Below are 16,985 nucleotides of genomic sequence, written 5' to 3'. Positions count from 1 at the left end.
CACACAATGAAGAAAAAAATTATACTCTTTTTCTTCCTTATTATTTCATTTTTTACATTCGCTCAGACATTTGATTTTGAGGGGCAGTACAAGTATGCCCGTATGTTGTCATCCAAAAATCCGGACAGCTCGGAAATTGTTCTGAATAAGATTATAGATTCTGCCCAGAGAAGAAATCTCCCGGAATTTCTGGCAAAGGCGTATTATTTAAAATCGTTCAACAGTTATTTAAAATCTGATGCTGAGAAAAGTCTTGATTTTGCAGATAAAGCTCTTAAAATATCTATCGAGAGCAACTACAATATCGGGAAAGCTCTTGCCTACAGAATGCAGGGAACTCAATATGCAAAGCTTGGACTGCTCAAGGAATCTTCCACAAGCCTCCGAAATGCTATCGCTGAAGTAAAAAATAATAATACAGAGGAAGGACATGAGCTGAAAGGAATGATCTTTAATTCTTTTTTGATCCTTCTCAATAAGAATCAGTACAAGGAAAAAGCATTCTATTCCAAAAGTGCCATTCAGGAATTTCAAAAGCTTAAAAATGTAACCCGACGGAATGAACTTTTGATTTCAGCGTATACCAATATGGGATACAATTTATCTGAGGTGAAAAAATTTAAGGAAGCCAAACCCTATTTTGTAAAAGCCCTTTCTTTGGTGGGAGAAAGCAATTATTATCTCCGGGCAAATATCCTTAATGATATAGGATTTTCGTTTTCAAAACAAAATAATCCGGACAGTGCGGTGCTTTATTATAAGAAATCTCTGGCCATCGTAGATCAGTATGGTTTCAATGAAAAAAAGATTGAGGTTACCAAAAACCTTGAAGAAGCGTATGCTTTGCTTCACGATGATTCCAATACGGAAAAATATAAAATTGAAAATCTTAAATTAAAAGACAGCATCGCCTACAACAAAGCAATGGCTGTCAACAAAACATTATCAAAAAAAGAAGAAAGTTTTCATCAGCAGCTCAATGAAAGCCATTCTACTTCAAAAGGACTTATCATAGCCTGTTTTGCGTTGATGATTATCTTAGGAGCTTTTATTTTCAATACCATCCGTCTTCGTAAAAAACATAAAGAAGCTGTTGCCAAAATTTACAGAGACGGTATTTCACCCGTTATTTATGAAGAAGATCCACAGGAAGTATCTGAGGATATTCAAACAAAAAATACCTCTACTCCCACAGAAATAAAAATTTCGCCTGAAGTAGAGGAAAACATATTACACGGACTAAAAATATTCGAAGAAAATCTTGAGTTTAACAGTAAGAATATTTCACGTTATAATCTTGCAAACACATTGAATATCAATACGAAATATCTTTCAACGGTAATCAAGAAACATAAAAAATTCAACTTCAATCAGTACATCAATCATCTGAGGATCAATTATATTGTTAACCAGTTGAAAAACGAACCTCAATATAGAAAATATAAGATCAATCATCTTGCTGAAATCACAGGATATTCCTCTCACAGTGCTTTTTCCCTTGAGTTCAAAAAGATCACCGGGCTGCATCCGTCTGCTTTTATTAAAACGCTTGATGAAATCTCCTGATTACTGTTCTGCTATAGTGAGATTATTGTAACCTCCCGTATTGTTGAGCGAAAAATTCGCAACGTTTGAATTATTTAAATTAAACCAGATATAAGGCATCAGTCTCTGCCCTGCTGTCATGTAAAATGAGGCTGTACAATTGCTTCCTGCATCAATATTTACGATGCTGTTTGAGGACATGGTATTGGCACATTTTACAGTATTTACAACATTGGTGATGGCCAATCCTGCTGTATTATCATAAAGTTGCCAGATGGCTTCTATCTGAATAGGATTCAAAGGGTCTGTAGTATAATTAATGGCTAACGGAGCCAGATCTGTTGTGAAAGTAGCTACATAAATTCCGTTTCTGGGCGCTGTAAAGATGCCTGTAGCAGCATTGAAACTGGTTCCGGAATTACTTTCAAAAGTTTTGCTCCAGTCTACAAGATAATTACTGGCTCTGTTTTGTAAACCAGCTGTTATTGTTGGGGTAGCCGGAGTTACCAGTTTTACATTATTAGTTGTTTTGGCTGCAATAACAATCACTTTATTACTGGCAGGCTGTGCGGTAAGCAAAGGAAGCCACTCATTTCCATTGGAATATTCCACTCCATTGTTATAGCGTATTGCTCCTTCATCTGCCGCAGCTGCGGTCAGTGTGGAAGTTCCAAAACCAATAGCTCCGTTGCCGGAATTTCTGGCATCTATTTTTACCGTGGGACTGAGAGTTCCTGCTCCTATTTTCCCGGCACTGTTAACAAGAACATCATTGCTCTGCTGAGCTGGAGTGAATGTGGATCCTGAAGCAGGGTTATCTTTTTGCCCGTCAATATGTAAAACACCTTGCGGGTTTGGGCTATTGATTCCAATCTGTGAAAATGCATATTGGAAACTTAAAGTCATTAAAATCAGTAAACAATTCTTTTTCATCATTTATCTTTTTATAATCCGAAAATACTTAAAGAAGTAAGCGTAGAATCAGTATCCAGTGTTTTTGAACTTCCCAGTTTTTGATTCAGGCTTACCGTAATGTTATCTCCCTGATTGAGGTTAAAAATCCCGGAACAGTTTCCGGCAACACGATTTCCGATCGTATTGTTTCCCGGATAACTTCCTACACATTTAAACACTTTACCGGTAGCGGAAGACGTTGAATTAGTCTGAATCAGCGTTTCATATCTTGAATCATTTGCAATGCTTCCTGAGGCCAGTGAAAAGGTAAAGGATACAATGTATACACCCGTTTTGGACGCTATAAAAGCTCCGGTACCAGTATTAAAGCTGCCATTCACATCTGTTTTCTTAGTCCAGCCGATAACTGCTGTCTGTATTCCATCACTGAAGCTTTGTCCTGAAGCATTTTCGGCATCCACAAAATCATTGGGAGCCTTATGAGCCAATGCTACCCAGGCTGTTCCGTTAGAGTAGCTTAGGTCCTGAGTTCCGGAGTTATACCTCATCGCTCCGGCTTTTGCTGCAGAAGCAGATTGTGAAGTTCCTCCAATCCCAATAGCATTTAAGCGCTCCCCTGATCTCATATCCAGTCTTGCTTTCGGAGATTTTGTTCCGGCTCCTACATTTCCGGAAGAGGTAATCACCACATCATCATAATAACTGGAAGGTATGGAAACATTTGTGTTTTTCTGTCCGTCTATATGTAGTATTCCTTCCGGAGAAGACATATTAATTCCTATCTGAGCTTTCATCCCTATGCCACAGCAAATGAGTAAAGCCAGTCCTAATTTTTTTCTCATATCAAAGTGTGTTATTGTTCTAAAATAGAAAGATTTACGAAGCCGTATTCATTGCTTGCAGAAGACGTATCTGTTCTCAGACTCAGGTTTCCATTATAAACCGACTGATAGATATAGGGCTGAAGAGTATCACCTTTATTCAACTGAACTCCGGCAACACAGGATCCTGCCACCTGTGCCTGTTTTGAAATATTTGAGTAAGATTTCACGCATTTTCTCACCGTACTGCTTCCATTCACAACATATCTTGCTTCTGAAAAATACCCTGAAACTATGGGAATTCTAACAAAATCATAGGTAAAAGAAACAAGATATACGCCGGTTCTTGGCGCTGTAAAAACACCTGTTCCGGGAGTAAAGTTCCCTGTTGGGTCGGAAACCTCCGTCCATCCTGCAATCCCTGTAGAAACCTGATAGGGAATTTTCACAGCAAAGTTCCCTGCCTGAAGATTGGCTACCACTACTGCTTTGGTTGGGGAAGAAATAAGATCCTGCCATACAACACCATCTGAATACTGCATCTTTCCCCCATTCAGCGGGTTATATCTTACAGCGCCACTGCCTGCAATGGCTGCGGTCTGGCTGGTTTCTCCTATTCCAATTGAGTTGTCTGAATTCGTTGCGGATCGGGTGTCTACTCTGGTAGCAGGAGTTAAGGTTCCAATTCCTATTTCTCCGGTAGAGGTGATGGTGACATCATTGGCCATTTGAGTAGAAGATGGAACTCCGGATGAGGGATTATCTTTTGCCCCATCCACATGGAAAATGGTTTGAGGGCTTGAAGTATTAATTCCTACTTGTGCTTTCGATTGGCTTATCGTAAAGCACAAGGAAATGAGTATTCCCTTTATCAAAATACTTGGATTTTTCATTTAATTTGTGGTTTTAAAACGTGTACAATTCTTGGCCAAAGATAAATGTAAAAGCACGTTTCACACAATAGCACCATTCAAACCAAAAACACACAAACCACTGAAAACAAGCCAAATAACACTTTATTTCACAGTATCAAAATACGGAATTTTACTATTTAAAATAAAACAGGCATGTTATTTTGTTGAAAAATTTTAAGGAATTTATATTTTTTGAAGAAAAAGATTATATCAAAAAAGATTGGATGTCATTAATAAGTTCATCATATGATCTATTATCTTCCGATCTCAATATTGCTCCTGTCTCAAGTTCCTCAATAATAACATCATAGCCATTGGTTTTAAAATAGTCATATGCTGAAATATAAATGAGAATATTCCCCTTCTTCAGTCCTAAAGCTGTAGTATCTGCATCCCAGTAATCTACAAATTCATATCCGGAAAAGTCTTCCAGTGCAAATTTGTGTATTAGATTATTGATCTCAGGTATTTTATTTTCCATTCAATAAGAAATAATGAAGGGAAAAATAAACAGAATTTTTGAATTAAAATAACGTCAATGAAATTTAAAGTTAATATAAAAGATACTATTTAACAATTCTATGTCTTGGCAGCCCAATCTCATGTGCTTGTGGATAAGGTTTTCGAAAAGTCATACTCACATCTTCCTTAATCTGTCTGTGAATATCATATTGTTTTTCTTTATCATAAGCGTATCTGGGGTCTGGGATCATTGGCATTTTAGCCATCTTATGAATCGTTATGGTTGGAAAATGAAAATCTACCTCTACTGTTCCCAATAATAAATAGCAGCCGCCACCCTGAAAATCATAATTTTTCAGGCTATCCGGAAAATGGGCTGTATCAAAATAATCTCCATTTGCATCGATCCAGGTTCCGAAATACATCGTCCCTTTTTTGGTTGGAACATGCTTCCTTGAAATAAGATAGGCAAGCATCTTTACCTGTTTTTTATGATACTGTAACAAATCTTTTACGAAAACAGATCCTCTGTATTGAGTTTGCAGTAAATCAAAAGGGGTACATGAAACCGGAAAACCAATCAGTTCGATTTCGTCGAAAGCATCTTCAAACTGTTCTCTTTTTAACTGCGGAAGTTTAAACTCCTGAACAGGTTCTTCAATCAACATCAATCCTCTTTGTTCAGGTTTAAAATTTACCAATAATATCCGGGCTTCAACCAATAGCTCATTTTTAGGTTTTCCCGTAAATCTGAATGCTCCAATAAAGATCAGAACCTGTACCTGTTCAATACCAATGGGAATCCGTCTGATAAAATCTTCCAGTGATTTGTATGCTCCATTTCTTTCGCGTTCTTCAACAATACCATGTGCGACTCTGGTTTCGAGCCCTTCCAAAAGCATCAATCCCAGGTAAATATCTGTTCCTTGAAGCGTTGTCTGATATTCACTGGTATTCACACAAGGAGTCTGAACATTTCCTCCGGACATTTTTGCTTCATGGATATATACTTCGGTACGATAAAATCCGCCTTGATTGTTAATCACAGAAACCATAAACTCCAACGGATAATATACTTTCAGATAAAGACTTTGGTAACTTTCCACGGCATAAGAAGCGGAGTGAGCTTTGCAGAAAGAATATCCGGCAAAAGATTCAATTTGTCTGTAGGCTTCAGCAGTAAGTATTTCCGAATGCCCCTTTTCTCCACATTTTTCAAAAAAATTAGCTTTTACTTCCTGAAGCTTTTGGATTGATCTTCCTTTTCCACTCATTGCTCTGCGGAGAATATCGCCATCTGCAAGAGACAGCCCTCCAAAATACTGAGCAATCTTGATTACATCTTCCTGATAGACCATGATGCCATAAGTCTCTTTGAGATGTTCCTCAAATACTGAATGAAAATATTCAAATTTATCAGGATGGTTATGCCTGAATATATATTCACGCATCATACCGCTTTGTGCTACTCCAGGTCTGATGATCGAAGAAGCGGCAACCAATATTCTGTAATTATCACATTTTAACCTTCTTAAAAGTCCTCTCATAGCCGGAGATTCTATGTAAAAACATCCGATTGTTTTTCCTATTGCTAAGTATTCATTAGATTTATGTTCATCCTTGGATAATTTTGTGTTCCGGATATCCACTGTAATTCCTCTTGTTTTTTTAATGAGATTCACAGTATCATTAATTGTTCCGAGCCCTCTTTGGGAAAGAATATCAAACTTTTCCAAACCTATATCTTCTGCTACGTTCATATCGAACTGAACAATTGGAAAACCTTTAGGCGGCATTTCTAATGCTGTATAATGGGTAATAGGCTCTTCCGAAATCAGGATTCCACAGGCGTGCATACTTCTTTGATTAGGAAACTTTTCCAATAACTTACCATATTTCTGCACTTGTTTCACTACCGAATTCCGATCATGAACTTCCATTGATTTACCTGCCAGATCATCCAATTCTTCCTTGGGCAGACCAAATACCTTTCCTACTTCCCTGAAAATTGATTTGTATTTGAATTCAACATTCGTTCCGCAGAAAGCGACATGATCTTTTCCATATCTGTTGAAGATGTACTCCAATATAATATCTCTGTTCTGCCAGCTCCAGTCGATATCAAAATCAGGAGGTGTTTTACGGTTAAGATTGAGAAACCGTTCAAAATAAAGATCAAGCTCCAGAGGGCAAATGTCTGTAATTCCCAGACAATAGCTGACAATGGAATTGGCACCGCTTCCCCGGCCAACATGCATAAACCCCATATCATTACTATAACATACAATATCCCATGTAATAAGGAAATAGGAGCAAAAGTTAAGCTCATCAATAACTTTCAGTTCTTTCTCTACTCTGTTTTTAGCAATTTCATGGTTTAATCCATATCTTTTTTTTAATCCTGAATAAGCTAATCTGCGGAGAAGTTTCAAATCATCTTCTTTGGATTTTGTATAAAATTTTTTGTTCTTAACTTCTTTAAAATCAAACTCAAAGCTACTTTGCCCGAGGATGCTTTTCGTATTTTCAATAATCCGGGGATATCTCTCAAACGCCTTTATAATTTGTTGTTCAGCAATAAAATATTCAGATCTGCGGCAAACTTCTCTTTTGGTCAGCTTAGACAGTAATGTATTGTTGTCAATAGCCCGCAGAATTTTATGCAATTCGTATTCTTCATCAGAACTAAAGGTAATAGGATGAAAAATAACCATTTTAGCAATATGCTTTTCATACTCGGGACGTATCAGAAAATTCAATTCTTCTGTTCTTACTCCTATAAATTCATTGTCTTTCAATTCCGGAGGAATATTACTCATGGGATAAACAATAAATACTTCTTTGAATTCAGGGGCAGCTTCAGCCAATTCTTTACCGTCACAATTATGATCTGTAATCATTTTGTTGATCTCACCGATTCCTGAGAACTTTTTGGCTATACCTACATAAAGAAGTTTTCCATCTTTTCTGACCTCAACACCGGGAATAGGTTTTATTCCCAAATCTTCACATGTTTTTTTAAAATCATAAATTCCGGTCACTGTATTGATATCAGTAAGCACCAGCTCCTTAATCCCTAAAGCTTTGGCTTGTGTAACTAATTCTTGTATGGATAATGTTCCATAACGAAGACTGTGGAAGGAATGGCAATTAATAAACATGTTGAAAGATTTAAAATTATTTTCCGAAGTCAAAACCGGACGCACGCCCTACCGCATCAGACCCGAAACGGTTTTTGATATAATCCATTGTTTGATATAAACTCATTTGTTCCTCGGTATCTTCAAATAGATTCATCTGATGATTTCCGTGCACTAATCCTGTAAATCTCAGCCCTACCAAACGGAGTCTCATTCTCCTTGTATAGGCTTTATTAAAAAGGTCCAATGCCACTCTGGATAAAGTATGATCAGCAGAGGTATAAGACACTTTACACTGCTTGGTCTCGGTATCGAAATTGGCATACCTTATTTTGATAACGACTGTTGATGTCAGCCATTTTTCCTGTCTCAATTGATAAGCCAACTGCTCTGCCATTCCTGATATCAGGCGTTTCAACTCCATAATATCCATGGTATCATTGGTAAAAGTTCTTTCGGTGGAGATAGACTTTCTTTCGGAATAAGGAACAACAGGATTTTCATCAATTCCATTGGCCTTTTTCCAAAGTTCTTTTCCGTTAACTCCAATCATTTGCTGCAGAACAAGTACTGGCATTGCAGATAAGGTATGAATCGTCCGGATTCCAATCCTTGATAATAACTGAAAGGTCTTGTCACCCACCATTGGAATTTTTTTGATGGATAAAGGATTTAAAAATGGCTGTACTTCCAGTCCTTTAATTTCCAGTCTTCCAACAGGTTTGGCTTCCCCGGTTCCAATTTTTGAAACGGTTTTATTGGTTGACAGCGCAAAACTTATCGGAAGTCCTGTTTCTTTGGTTATCACCTCAGCAATTTCTTTAGTCCACTGGTAGCAGCCAAAAAACTTATCCATTCCTGATAAATCCAGATAAAATTCATCAATACTTGCTTTCTCCATCAGCGGAACTTTCTCCTGAATAATTTCGGTTACAGTATGTGATAAATTGGAATACAATTCATGATCTCCTTTAATGACCTTTGCATCAGGGCAAAGTCTCAGCGCCATACGAATTGGCATTGCAGAGCGAACCCCAAATTTCCTGGCTTCATAGGAACATGAGGCTACCACTCCACGATCTCCACCTCCTATGATGAGAGGAATACCCTGAAGCTGAGAGTTATTACGTCTCTCGCAGGATACAAAGAATGTATCAAGGTCCATATGTACAATTGCCCGGTTCACGGTACAAATTTAGTTACGTTTTTAAACAAAATTCGTATTTTTGTTGTTATAATTTGTAACAATGTCAATTTTTTCAGATAACATACGCTTTTTAAGAGGCAAGAAAGAAAAAACTCAACAAGAGTTAGCGAATACTTTGAAACTTACCCGTTCCAGATACGTTTCTTATGAGGATGGCAGATCCGAACCTCCTATTGAAATACTAATCAGAATTTCCAAATTTTTCAATCTCAGTATTGATCTTCTCGTGTCTGTTGATATCCGAAAGTACCCATTGGAAGATATTTTAAAACTTCCTGACAATCGAATTGTCTTACCCGTTGTTGTAGATCAATTGGGAAACAATAGTATTGAGATCGTTCCGCAGAAAGCATCAATGGGATATTTATCCGGTTATAATGATCCGGGATACATTGAAAGTCTGCAAAGAATCACACTTCCGTTTTTAACACATGGAAAGTACCGTGCTTTTCCGGCCCAGGGAGATTCAATGCCTCCTTTTAAAGATGGTTCCTATATTATCGGAAAATATGTTGAAAATATTGACGATTTGAAACCGAATAAAAGTTATGTTTTTGTAACATTAAATGATGGTATTTCTTATAAAAGATTTACTTCCAAAAATAAGAAATCAATAACTGTTGCTGCTGACAATTCATTTTATCAACCTTATGATATTCCGTTAGGGGAAATTGTAGAAATATGGCAATATGCCTCCGGTATATTTCCGGAGGATTTTGAAACAGTTAGCTTTGAAAATTATGATGTGAAAGATATGTTTTCTGAACTAAAAAATAATATTAAGGAATTAGAAAACAAGGTTTTCAATCTGAAAAATAAAACAAGGTAGTTTAATTTTGTTTCAAAAACATTCATTGTGATCAAGACTAAATCATCCTCAACCGTTCTTCCTCAAGATCAATCTGATAAAGCTGATGACGGATAATCTCTTCATTCACGGAAATATCTTTGTTAAGCTCTGAGAGAAACTGTCTCTGACTTTCCAGCATTTCAAAAAAGATATCTTTGGTTTTTTCATTCATCCATTCTGCATCATTTGCCTCTATTTTTTCTTCCCAGTGTTTCAGCATTCTTTCTAATCCGGCGTTACCATTCAGTTCATTTTCATGCTTGTTTTTAAGAAAGTGATAGACGTGTTGTTTCAGTTTGTGCTTTATTTCTTCTCTGGATTGTTTGTCTTTCTCCTCATCTGTAAAATCATCAAATATATGTCCATATTTTATCAGATATGGGAGTGTAAGTCCCTGAACAAGCAATGTAAGTAAAATCACAACGAAAGTAATGAACAGGATAAGGTTTCTGTTGGGAAAAGGAAGTCCGTTTTCAAGGGTAATCGGAATGGCTAATGCAGCGGCTAATGATACAACACCTCTCATCCCTGTCCACCCAAGCATCAAAGGCATCAGCAAACGTCTTCTTGAGGAAGAAGCACGAGGCGCCACACTTGGCCGGAAAATAAGTGTAGCCAGCATTGCAGCATAAGAGCTTATGATTCTGGCAGCAATCAGAACACCGGTCACCAATATCCCATATTGAATAGCTATTCTCAAAGGAATTCCTTCCCACCGCAGTCCGCCAACAATTTCAGGAAGTTCCAGTCCGATAATTAAAAATACAATACCGTTCAGAATAAAGACGAAGCTTTCCCATACGCTGTAACCTCTTATACGGCTGGTACTGTTTAAAAAGATCATTCTTTTAGCAGACATATACAGACCTCCGCAAACTACGGCTAAAACTCCGGAACAATGGAGCTGCTCTGCAATCCAATACATCAGATAAGGCTCAATAAGTGTTAATGCAATATCTGAAGAGGCATCTGTAGGAAGTCTTTTGTGAGCCTGCACAAAAATCCATGCCAGCAATAAACCCATTCCTACTCCTCCGATTAGCATCCATAAAAAATCCAGCGAAGCTTCCTGCCATACAAACTGTCCGGTTCCTACAGCAATTAAAGCAAAACGGAATATAATAAGTGAAGAAGCATCATTCAACAAACTTTCTCCTTCCAGAACAGCAGATGTAGTGGATGGTATTTTTACAAATTTCATGATGGCTCCTGTACTTATAGCATCAGGAGGAGATACGATTCCTCCCAGCAAAAATCCGAGGGCAAGCGTAAAACCGGGTATAAAGTAATTGGCCGTCACTGCTACGGCCAGTGCGGTAAAAAAGACTACTAAAAATGCAAAGCTTCCAATAATACGCCACCACCGTTTCATTTCTTTAAAGGAAATAGACCACGCAGCTTCAAATAGTAAAGGAGGTAAAAAGATAAAAAAGATAAGATCCGGATTAATTTTTACAACCGGGAGGCCAGGTACAAAACTGACAAGCAATCCGAATACAACAAGTAAAATCGGGTAAGCAATTTTTAATTTTGCAGCCCACATGTTGAGCAGCACAATGGCCGCAATCATGGCCAATAAAAAAGGTAAGATGGTATGCATTAATATTGTGTTTTATCCATCATATTTACTACTTCTATTTGATTTTTAAAAATTAAATAGCAATTTTTCTTATTTTTTGTGTTCACAGATGAATTCATCTGTTTGTAGATTATGTTTTTCATCTCTGATTGAATGATATAGAATTTTAATCAAACTTCTAATAAAACACGTCAAGTTTCGTCGTCTCCGCGCTATACTTTTGTTCTGTAACAAAATAGAAAATATGGACAAAGTAACCTTAGAACGAATTCAGAACCTTCATCCGTTAGTAAGAGATGAAGTGAAGCAAATTGTACAGGAATGCGATGAAGCACTTACCGGAAGAGCCAAGATACGGATCACCCAGGGATTAAGATCTTTTGAAGAACAGGAAAAGCTGTATGCAATCGGAAGAATTACGTCAGGAAAAAAGGTAACCAATGCAAAGGCAGGACAAAGCATTCACAATTATGGATTTGCTGTAGATATCTGCCTGATGATTGACGGAAAAACAGCAAGCTGGGACACTGCAAAAGACTGGGATAATGACCAAGTTGCAGACTGGTATGAGTGTGTGAAAATTTTTGCCCGCCATGGCTGGGACTGGGGTGGCAACTGGAAAACATTTAAAGATCTTCCCCACTTTGAAAAAAAGAATATTCCTTCTAAAAAAGGCCCTGTAAAAACCAGTTGGAGAACACTTCTTAAGATGCCAAAAGACAAGCAGAATTACGTTATTTTTTAGTGTCATTTATTTGAAAATAAATATAATACGACACGTTCTGTCGCTTCCCCACACTACCTTTGCTTTATAAGAAAACAACGAAAAAAGCAATGAAATCTCAATATGGAATCTGAATGTTTTTATGATCAATCAATAGATTCTGCAGATTTAAGATTGCATGTGTCCTTTTAACAAAACATTAAAAATATCACATGAAAAAGACAACCATTCTTTCTTTGGACGGAGGTGGAATAAGGGGAATCATAACCTGTATTATTCTGCGTTACATAGAAGAACAGCTCCAGTATTATGATAAGCCCACAGCCAAACTGGGAGATTATTTTGATCTGGTAGCAGGCAGCAGCACCGGAGGTCTGATTGCTTCTATTATTCTCTCTCCTGATGAAACCCGAAAAGCAAAATATTCTATTCAAAAAGGATTGGAATTATATGCTGAAAAGGGCGGCGACATCTTCCAGGTTTCTTTTTGGGAAAAACTGGTCAATCCATTCGGATTATTGAATGAAAGAATTTCCCAGGAAGCGCTTGAAAAAAACTTAAATGATTTTTTTGGAAATTTAGAATTAAAAGAATTAATAAAACCCTGTTTGATAACAAGTTATGATATAGAGAACAGAAGAGCAAAGCTTTTCAACTCATGGAAGGCCAACCTCAGTACAGATAATTTTTTTGTAAGAGATATCTGCAGAGCGACTTCCGCTGCTCCTACTTATTTTAGTCCAGTTCAGATTAAATCCATGTACGGACAGATTTTCAGTCTCATTGATGGCGGAATGTTTGCCAATAATCCTGCTCTTTGTGCTTATGCTGAGGCAAGAAAAATTCCTTTTGCAGAAGTGTTGAAAAATCATCAGAAAGCCAACCATCCAAGTGTAAATGATATGATTATTATTTCTATCGGAACAGGAATTGAGGCAAGACCTTACCCTTTTAAAAGACTTGAAAAAGCCGGTAAAATTGGTTGGGTAAGCCCAATTATTGACATTTTAATGTCTGCCAATGCAGAAACAGTAGATTATCAGCTGGAACAAATGTTTCAGACGCTGGGTCTCAGAAATCAAAAAAATTATTACCGTTTGAATCCATCATTAAAAAATGCTTCTCCAGCAATGGATAATGTGAGAAGATCCAATATTGAAAACCTGATCCAGGCCGGATTGAGCTATATTGATGATAACAGAGAAATTTTGAACCAAATTGTTCAGAAACTCATCAAAAATAAAATATAAGCTTTTTACCTTATAAACAACTACTATAAGCTATTAAGATTATATTTAAAATTAAAAAAATCTTTTTTAAACACGTCAAGTTTTGTCGTTCTCCTCTACTACCTTTGGAGTATCAAAAAGACACAAAACAACAATCCATAAAAACTTTTAAAAGCCATTGAATTCAACATTCTCTTATGCTGAACAGCCTGAAATATGTTCACAACACCTTATAACACAAAACATGGAAACACCAGATCACAATACAAATATACTCTTTGATGAAGATCTCTATACCATTGAGTGGAGCGATATTGAAAATGCTGAGATGGATTATGAAAACTATCTCAACGACATTGAAAACTTCTTTAGAGAAGATTTTAAAGAAGGAGCACTTGAAGAAGATACTTTTTAAATAAAAAACTAATACACGACAAGTTCTGGCGCTGTTCAACATTACCTTTGAAATCTCTATAATACACGTACAGCAGTCTCATTAAACATTCTCAACACCTTTGAATTCACCATTCACAAAATGCTGAACAGCCAGAACTATGTCTGAAAATATAGACCAAAAGGAACCTGCTCCACTAAAAGGCAGAACAAAACAATCAATTTATTAACCCACAGATCACACAACGTTTTATGAAAACAAAACAAGAATTAAAACTCTATTTTGAAAATGGAGATATCCCAAAACAGGAAGAATTTTGGGAATGGCAGGACTCGTACTGGCATAAAGACGAAAAAATTGACACACAGAAGGTAACAGGCCTTGAAAATGGCACATTCAACCTGCTCTATGCTGAAATGGATGCTGAGAAGAATGCCTCACTGGCGTTCTTTGCACAAAGAAAAATAGTTATAAAACCAGGAACGTTAACTATTCCAAAAAGCTTTACCGGAGGTTTGATCGTTACTGAAGTACAAATTCCTGACAGTGTAACAAGTATTCAGGAACACGCATTTGCAGGAAGCGGCTTAACAGTACTTGAGATCCCTGCCCGCGTAACGGATATTCAAGGCTGGGCCTTTTTCAGCAACCGAATAACATCTTTACATATCCCTGAAAGCGTTACCTATATTGGCACTCAAGCATTTACAGGAAATCAGTTGACTGAAGTAAGCCTTCCAAAAGGAATAACAGTTATCTCACAAGGGGCATTCTCAGCCAATAAACTAACGTCTATTGAGATTCCAAATGGAGTGACAGAAATTAAATCTGATGCTTTCTACGGTAATCAACTAACCTCAGCAACGATCCCCAATAGTGTTCTCAATATTGAAGCAGGAGCATTTTCAGGGAACAAACTTACAGAGGTTGTATTAGGTGAAAACACAAAGTATCATACGTATTCTTTTGATACTGATGTTAAGATAACCGGCGGACAACTTACCAATTAAACATTATACAAATGAAAACAAAACAAGAATTAAAAAAATATTTCGAAAACGGAGATATTCCAGTACAGGAAGAATTCTGGGAGTGGCATGATTCTTACTGGCACAAAGATGAAAAAATTCCGGCAGATCAATTAGATTATGATCTCTCTCAAAAAGCAGATGTCAATGCCTCCAATCTAAGTCCGCAGAATGCTCAGCTTTGGAAAGATAAGATTGAAACTCAAACCTCCATTCAGACTCCACAATTGAACGGCAACATCTTAACGGTATTCTACACCGGAGAGAATGGTACCCAGCAAAGTAAATCTGTTGATTTAAGCAGTTTGATAACCCGTGATATCAGTATTGAGACCGCCACCTATGATGCTTCTCAAAATATTATTACGATTACCCAAAATGATGGCTCAGCCTTTCACATCAATCTTTCGGAATTCAGTATCATTCCGACGACCAATTCCGACGGAAGCGTAACCTTGTCACAGGAAGGACAGGAAAAAGTCTCCCTGAAAAAAGTGGCTGTAACAGGCAGCTATAACGACCTTTCTGATAAACCGACTTTTAGTGGAAATGATAATTTACAAAATGTTATCGACAGAGGGAACGGAACAACCAAGCCTATTATTTTCCAGCCAGCCCAAGGCAGAGCAGGTGAAATAAATTTCAGTCCTACAACGTATTCCTTTTGGTTTGGAAATTTAAATACAGATCATACCGGAGCCTATGGATTAGGAATTGGCTATAATACATTATCAAAATTAACCACAGGAGCAAATAACGTAGCACTCGGTTCTTATGCTTTAAATGAGCTCACCACAGGAAGATGGAATACAGCAACGGGAGTTTCAAGCGGAACTAAGCTAACAACCGGAAATTTCAATGCTTTTTTCGGAACACAATCAGGAACAGAAACAACAACGGGAACCGGAAATACGTATATCGGAGATGAAGCAGGAAACAAAAATATTACCGGAACGAATAATACGGCTCTTGGTCTTGGAGCGGCTTATTCCTTAACGAATGGAACCCAAAATACTTTTTTAGGTGCTTTTGCCGGAAACATTCATGGTAAAGCAACAGGATCGGGTGCATGGGGTTTCAATACTTTTGTTGGATATAATGCAGCCTCCACTACTCACGCTATGGGTGTTTGGGGTGATAATAATGTCGTGATCGGCTGTAATGCTCCATTAGGAGGTTCAACATTCAACAAGCTGGTTATTGAATCCAATCCGGTAGCAAGACGTCATGATTTTGTAACCCCTTTAATTGGCGGTGACTTTGCTGCAAGAACATTAGATTTTGATGCTGTAGTATCTGCAAAAAGGACACCTTTAGCTGATAACACCTATACAAAAGTAGCTGTTCTAAATGCCAATAATGTATTTGGATATAAAAATCTTTCAGACTTCCAAAACTACATTCCTCTCACAGGAACAGAAGTAAACAATCCCGTTTCTGGTCATATCCAATTTGAGAATGCTGAAGCACCGGAAATTGAATCCCTTCTGTATAAAACCAATATCTCTGAGGATACTAAAAATCAGGTAGGTTTCTTCCCAAGCGGAGTTCTGATTACATCAGGCAGTTTAGATCATTCTATACAATCAAGTGTAGATGTCAGCAAAGATTATGGTGTATTGGCAACCGCCTACGGAGCAAAGCTTAGTTTAAGTAACGCAGGAGCTTCTTTAATGAATTTTATTAATCATTCCCAAGGAAAAGGAATGGTAGTAAGTAATAATTCTGACGAACCTGTCTTAGTAGAGCATCAGGTATCAAATGCCAGAGGATTAAGTTCTAAAACTTATTTTGGAGACAATGCCCAGGACAATGATTACATCCAGAAGCAGTATGCGGATAAGCAACATTCTTACAGCACCAAAGAAGAGCTAACAGGCGGAAAATGGATCAACGGGAAGCCCGTTTACAAAAAAACCTTGTATCTGGATCAGATTCCAAGAACAGGTCAAATTGAATTGAAAGCTGAATTTCCAGATCTTGAAACGATTATTTCCAACGAAATGTTTACGGAGTGGTATGACTTGAAAACCGCATTTGCAGGTAACCAATGGAGAACAAAAGCCTACATCACCATCGAAAGGGAAATGGCTATCATTGAACTGTTGAATGTACCAGATTATGACTATTCTCTTATCAACTCGTTTACTCTAACTCTCGAATACACAAAAAAATAA

14 protein-coding genes are annotated in these 16,985 nt (G+C 37.3%); 7 read left to right on the top strand and 7 right to left on the bottom strand.

Going from position 1 to position 16,985, the window contains the following annotated elements:
• The first annotated feature begins 6 nt into the window (after positions 1-6).
• Positions 7-1,566: a helix-turn-helix domain-containing protein gene (locus ACWPWS_RS22700; protein WP_454048008.1), complete on the top strand. Its 1,560-nt coding sequence runs from the start codon at positions 7-9 to the stop codon at positions 1,564-1,566.
• Here the strand turns inward: ACWPWS_RS22700 and ACWPWS_RS22695 are convergent, their stop codons facing one another.
• The 6 genes from ACWPWS_RS22695 to dinB form a co-directional block, all read right to left on the bottom strand.
• A complete protein-coding gene (locus tag ACWPWS_RS22695) occupies positions 1,567-2,481 on the bottom strand; it encodes a hypothetical protein (RefSeq protein ID WP_454048007.1) in 915 nt (304 codons plus the stop codon). It abuts the gene before it with no gap.
• 8 nt (positions 2,482-2,489) lie between these two features.
• Positions 2,490-3,302: a hypothetical protein gene (locus tag ACWPWS_RS22690; protein ID WP_454048006.1), complete on the bottom strand. Its 813-nt coding sequence runs from the start codon at positions 3,300-3,302 to the stop codon at positions 2,490-2,492.
• 11 nt (positions 3,303-3,313) lie between these two features.
• Positions 3,314-4,174 carry a hypothetical protein gene (locus tag ACWPWS_RS22685; RefSeq protein ID WP_454048005.1) on the bottom strand — a complete coding sequence of 287 codons (861 nt, stop codon included), beginning with the start codon at positions 4,172-4,174 and terminating at the stop codon, positions 3,314-3,316.
• 226 nt (positions 4,175-4,400) lie between these two features.
• Positions 4,401-4,676, bottom strand: a complete 276-nt coding sequence (locus ACWPWS_RS22680) for a hypothetical protein (RefSeq protein ID WP_454048004.1) — start codon at positions 4,674-4,676, stop codon at positions 4,401-4,403.
• Positions 4,677-4,761: 85 nt separating this feature from the next.
• Positions 4,762-7,818 (bottom strand): DNA polymerase III subunit alpha, encoded by a 3,057-nt coding sequence (locus ACWPWS_RS22675; protein WP_454048003.1) that lies wholly within the window; start codon positions 7,816-7,818, stop codon positions 4,762-4,764.
• Positions 7,819-7,834: 16 nt separating this feature from the next.
• Positions 7,835-8,983 carry a DNA polymerase IV gene (dinB, locus tag ACWPWS_RS22670; protein ID WP_454048002.1) on the bottom strand — a complete coding sequence of 383 codons (1,149 nt, stop codon included), beginning with the start codon at positions 8,981-8,983 and terminating at the stop codon, positions 7,835-7,837.
• Positions 8,984-9,044: 61 nt separating this feature from the next.
• Here dinB and ACWPWS_RS22665 point away from each other — a divergent pair, with 61 nt between their 5' ends.
• Positions 9,045-9,833 carry a helix-turn-helix domain-containing protein gene (locus tag ACWPWS_RS22665; protein ID WP_454048001.1) on the top strand — a complete coding sequence of 263 codons (789 nt, stop codon included), beginning with the start codon at positions 9,045-9,047 and terminating at the stop codon, positions 9,831-9,833.
• Between the two features lie 37 nt (positions 9,834-9,870).
• Here the strand turns inward: ACWPWS_RS22665 and ACWPWS_RS22660 are convergent, their stop codons facing one another.
• Positions 9,871-11,454, bottom strand: coding sequence for a Na+/H+ antiporter (locus tag ACWPWS_RS22660; RefSeq protein WP_454048000.1), 1,584 nt, complete (start codon positions 11,452-11,454; stop codon positions 9,871-9,873).
• 223 nt (positions 11,455-11,677) lie between these two features.
• On the opposite strand from ACWPWS_RS22660, the gene ACWPWS_RS22655 reads away from it, so the two are divergent.
• From ACWPWS_RS22655 to ACWPWS_RS22635, 5 genes are all read left to right on the top strand, one after another.
• A complete protein-coding gene (locus ACWPWS_RS22655) occupies positions 11,678-12,178 on the top strand; it encodes a M15 family metallopeptidase (RefSeq protein WP_454047999.1) in 501 nt (166 codons plus the stop codon).
• A 191-nt stretch (positions 12,179-12,369) separates the two neighbouring features.
• Positions 12,370-13,407, top strand: a complete 1,038-nt coding sequence (locus ACWPWS_RS22650) for a patatin-like phospholipase family protein (protein WP_105683133.1) — start codon at positions 12,370-12,372, stop codon at positions 13,405-13,407.
• A 223-nt stretch (positions 13,408-13,630) separates the two neighbouring features.
• Positions 13,631-13,801 (top strand): hypothetical protein, encoded by a 171-nt coding sequence (locus ACWPWS_RS22645; protein WP_209786346.1) that lies wholly within the window; start codon positions 13,631-13,633, stop codon positions 13,799-13,801.
• Positions 13,802-14,031: 230 nt separating this feature from the next.
• Positions 14,032-14,790: a leucine-rich repeat domain-containing protein gene (locus tag ACWPWS_RS22640; protein ID WP_454047998.1), complete on the top strand. Its 759-nt coding sequence runs from the start codon at positions 14,032-14,034 to the stop codon at positions 14,788-14,790.
• 11 nt (positions 14,791-14,801) lie between these two features.
• Positions 14,802-16,985: a hypothetical protein gene (locus tag ACWPWS_RS22635; RefSeq protein WP_454047997.1), complete on the top strand. Its 2,184-nt coding sequence runs from the start codon at positions 14,802-14,804 to the stop codon at positions 16,983-16,985.

The sequence above is a fragment of the Chryseobacterium sp. Marseille-Q8038 genome, from assembly GCF_965111995.1.
Note: the sequence above shows the minus strand (reverse complement) of the source record. Positions and strands in the feature narration are given on the sequence as shown.

What these genes read in the sequence shown, in the direction of transcription:
- ACWPWS_RS22700 (WP_454048008.1), top strand. Translation starts at nt 7, where the DNA reads ATGAAGAAAAAAATTATACTCTTTTTCTTCCTTATTATTTCATTTTTT.
- ACWPWS_RS22665 (WP_454048001.1), top strand. Translation starts at nt 9,045, where the DNA reads ATGTCAATTTTTTCAGATAACATACGCTTTTTAAGAGGCAAGAAAGAA.
- ACWPWS_RS22650 (WP_105683133.1), top strand. Translation starts at nt 12,370, where the DNA reads ATGAAAAAGACAACCATTCTTTCTTTGGACGGAGGTGGAATAAGGGGA.
- ACWPWS_RS22675 (WP_454048003.1), bottom strand. Translation starts at nt 7,818, where the DNA reads ATGTTTATTAATTGCCATTCCTTCCACAGTCTTCGTTATGGAACATTA.
- ACWPWS_RS22660 (WP_454048000.1), bottom strand. Translation starts at nt 11,454, where the DNA reads ATGCATACCATCTTACCTTTTTTATTGGCCATGATTGCGGCCATTGTG.
- ACWPWS_RS22655 (WP_454047999.1), top strand. Translation starts at nt 11,678, where the DNA reads ATGGACAAAGTAACCTTAGAACGAATTCAGAACCTTCATCCGTTAGTA.
- ACWPWS_RS22645 (WP_209786346.1), top strand. Translation starts at nt 13,631, where the DNA reads ATGGAAACACCAGATCACAATACAAATATACTCTTTGATGAAGATCTC.
- ACWPWS_RS22695 (WP_454048007.1), bottom strand. Translation starts at nt 2,481, where the DNA reads ATGATGAAAAAGAATTGTTTACTGATTTTAATGACTTTAAGTTTCCAA.
- ACWPWS_RS22685 (WP_454048005.1), bottom strand. Translation starts at nt 4,174, where the DNA reads ATGAAAAATCCAAGTATTTTGATAAAGGGAATACTCATTTCCTTGTGC.
- ACWPWS_RS22635 (WP_454047997.1), top strand. Translation starts at nt 14,802, where the DNA reads ATGAAAACAAAACAAGAATTAAAAAAATATTTCGAAAACGGAGATATT.
- ACWPWS_RS22640 (WP_454047998.1), top strand. Translation starts at nt 14,032, where the DNA reads ATGAAAACAAAACAAGAATTAAAACTCTATTTTGAAAATGGAGATATC.
- ACWPWS_RS22690 (WP_454048006.1), bottom strand. Translation starts at nt 3,302, where the DNA reads ATGAGAAAAAAATTAGGACTGGCTTTACTCATTTGCTGTGGCATAGGG.
- ACWPWS_RS22680 (WP_454048004.1), bottom strand. Translation starts at nt 4,676, where the DNA reads ATGGAAAATAAAATACCTGAGATCAATAATCTAATACACAAATTTGCA.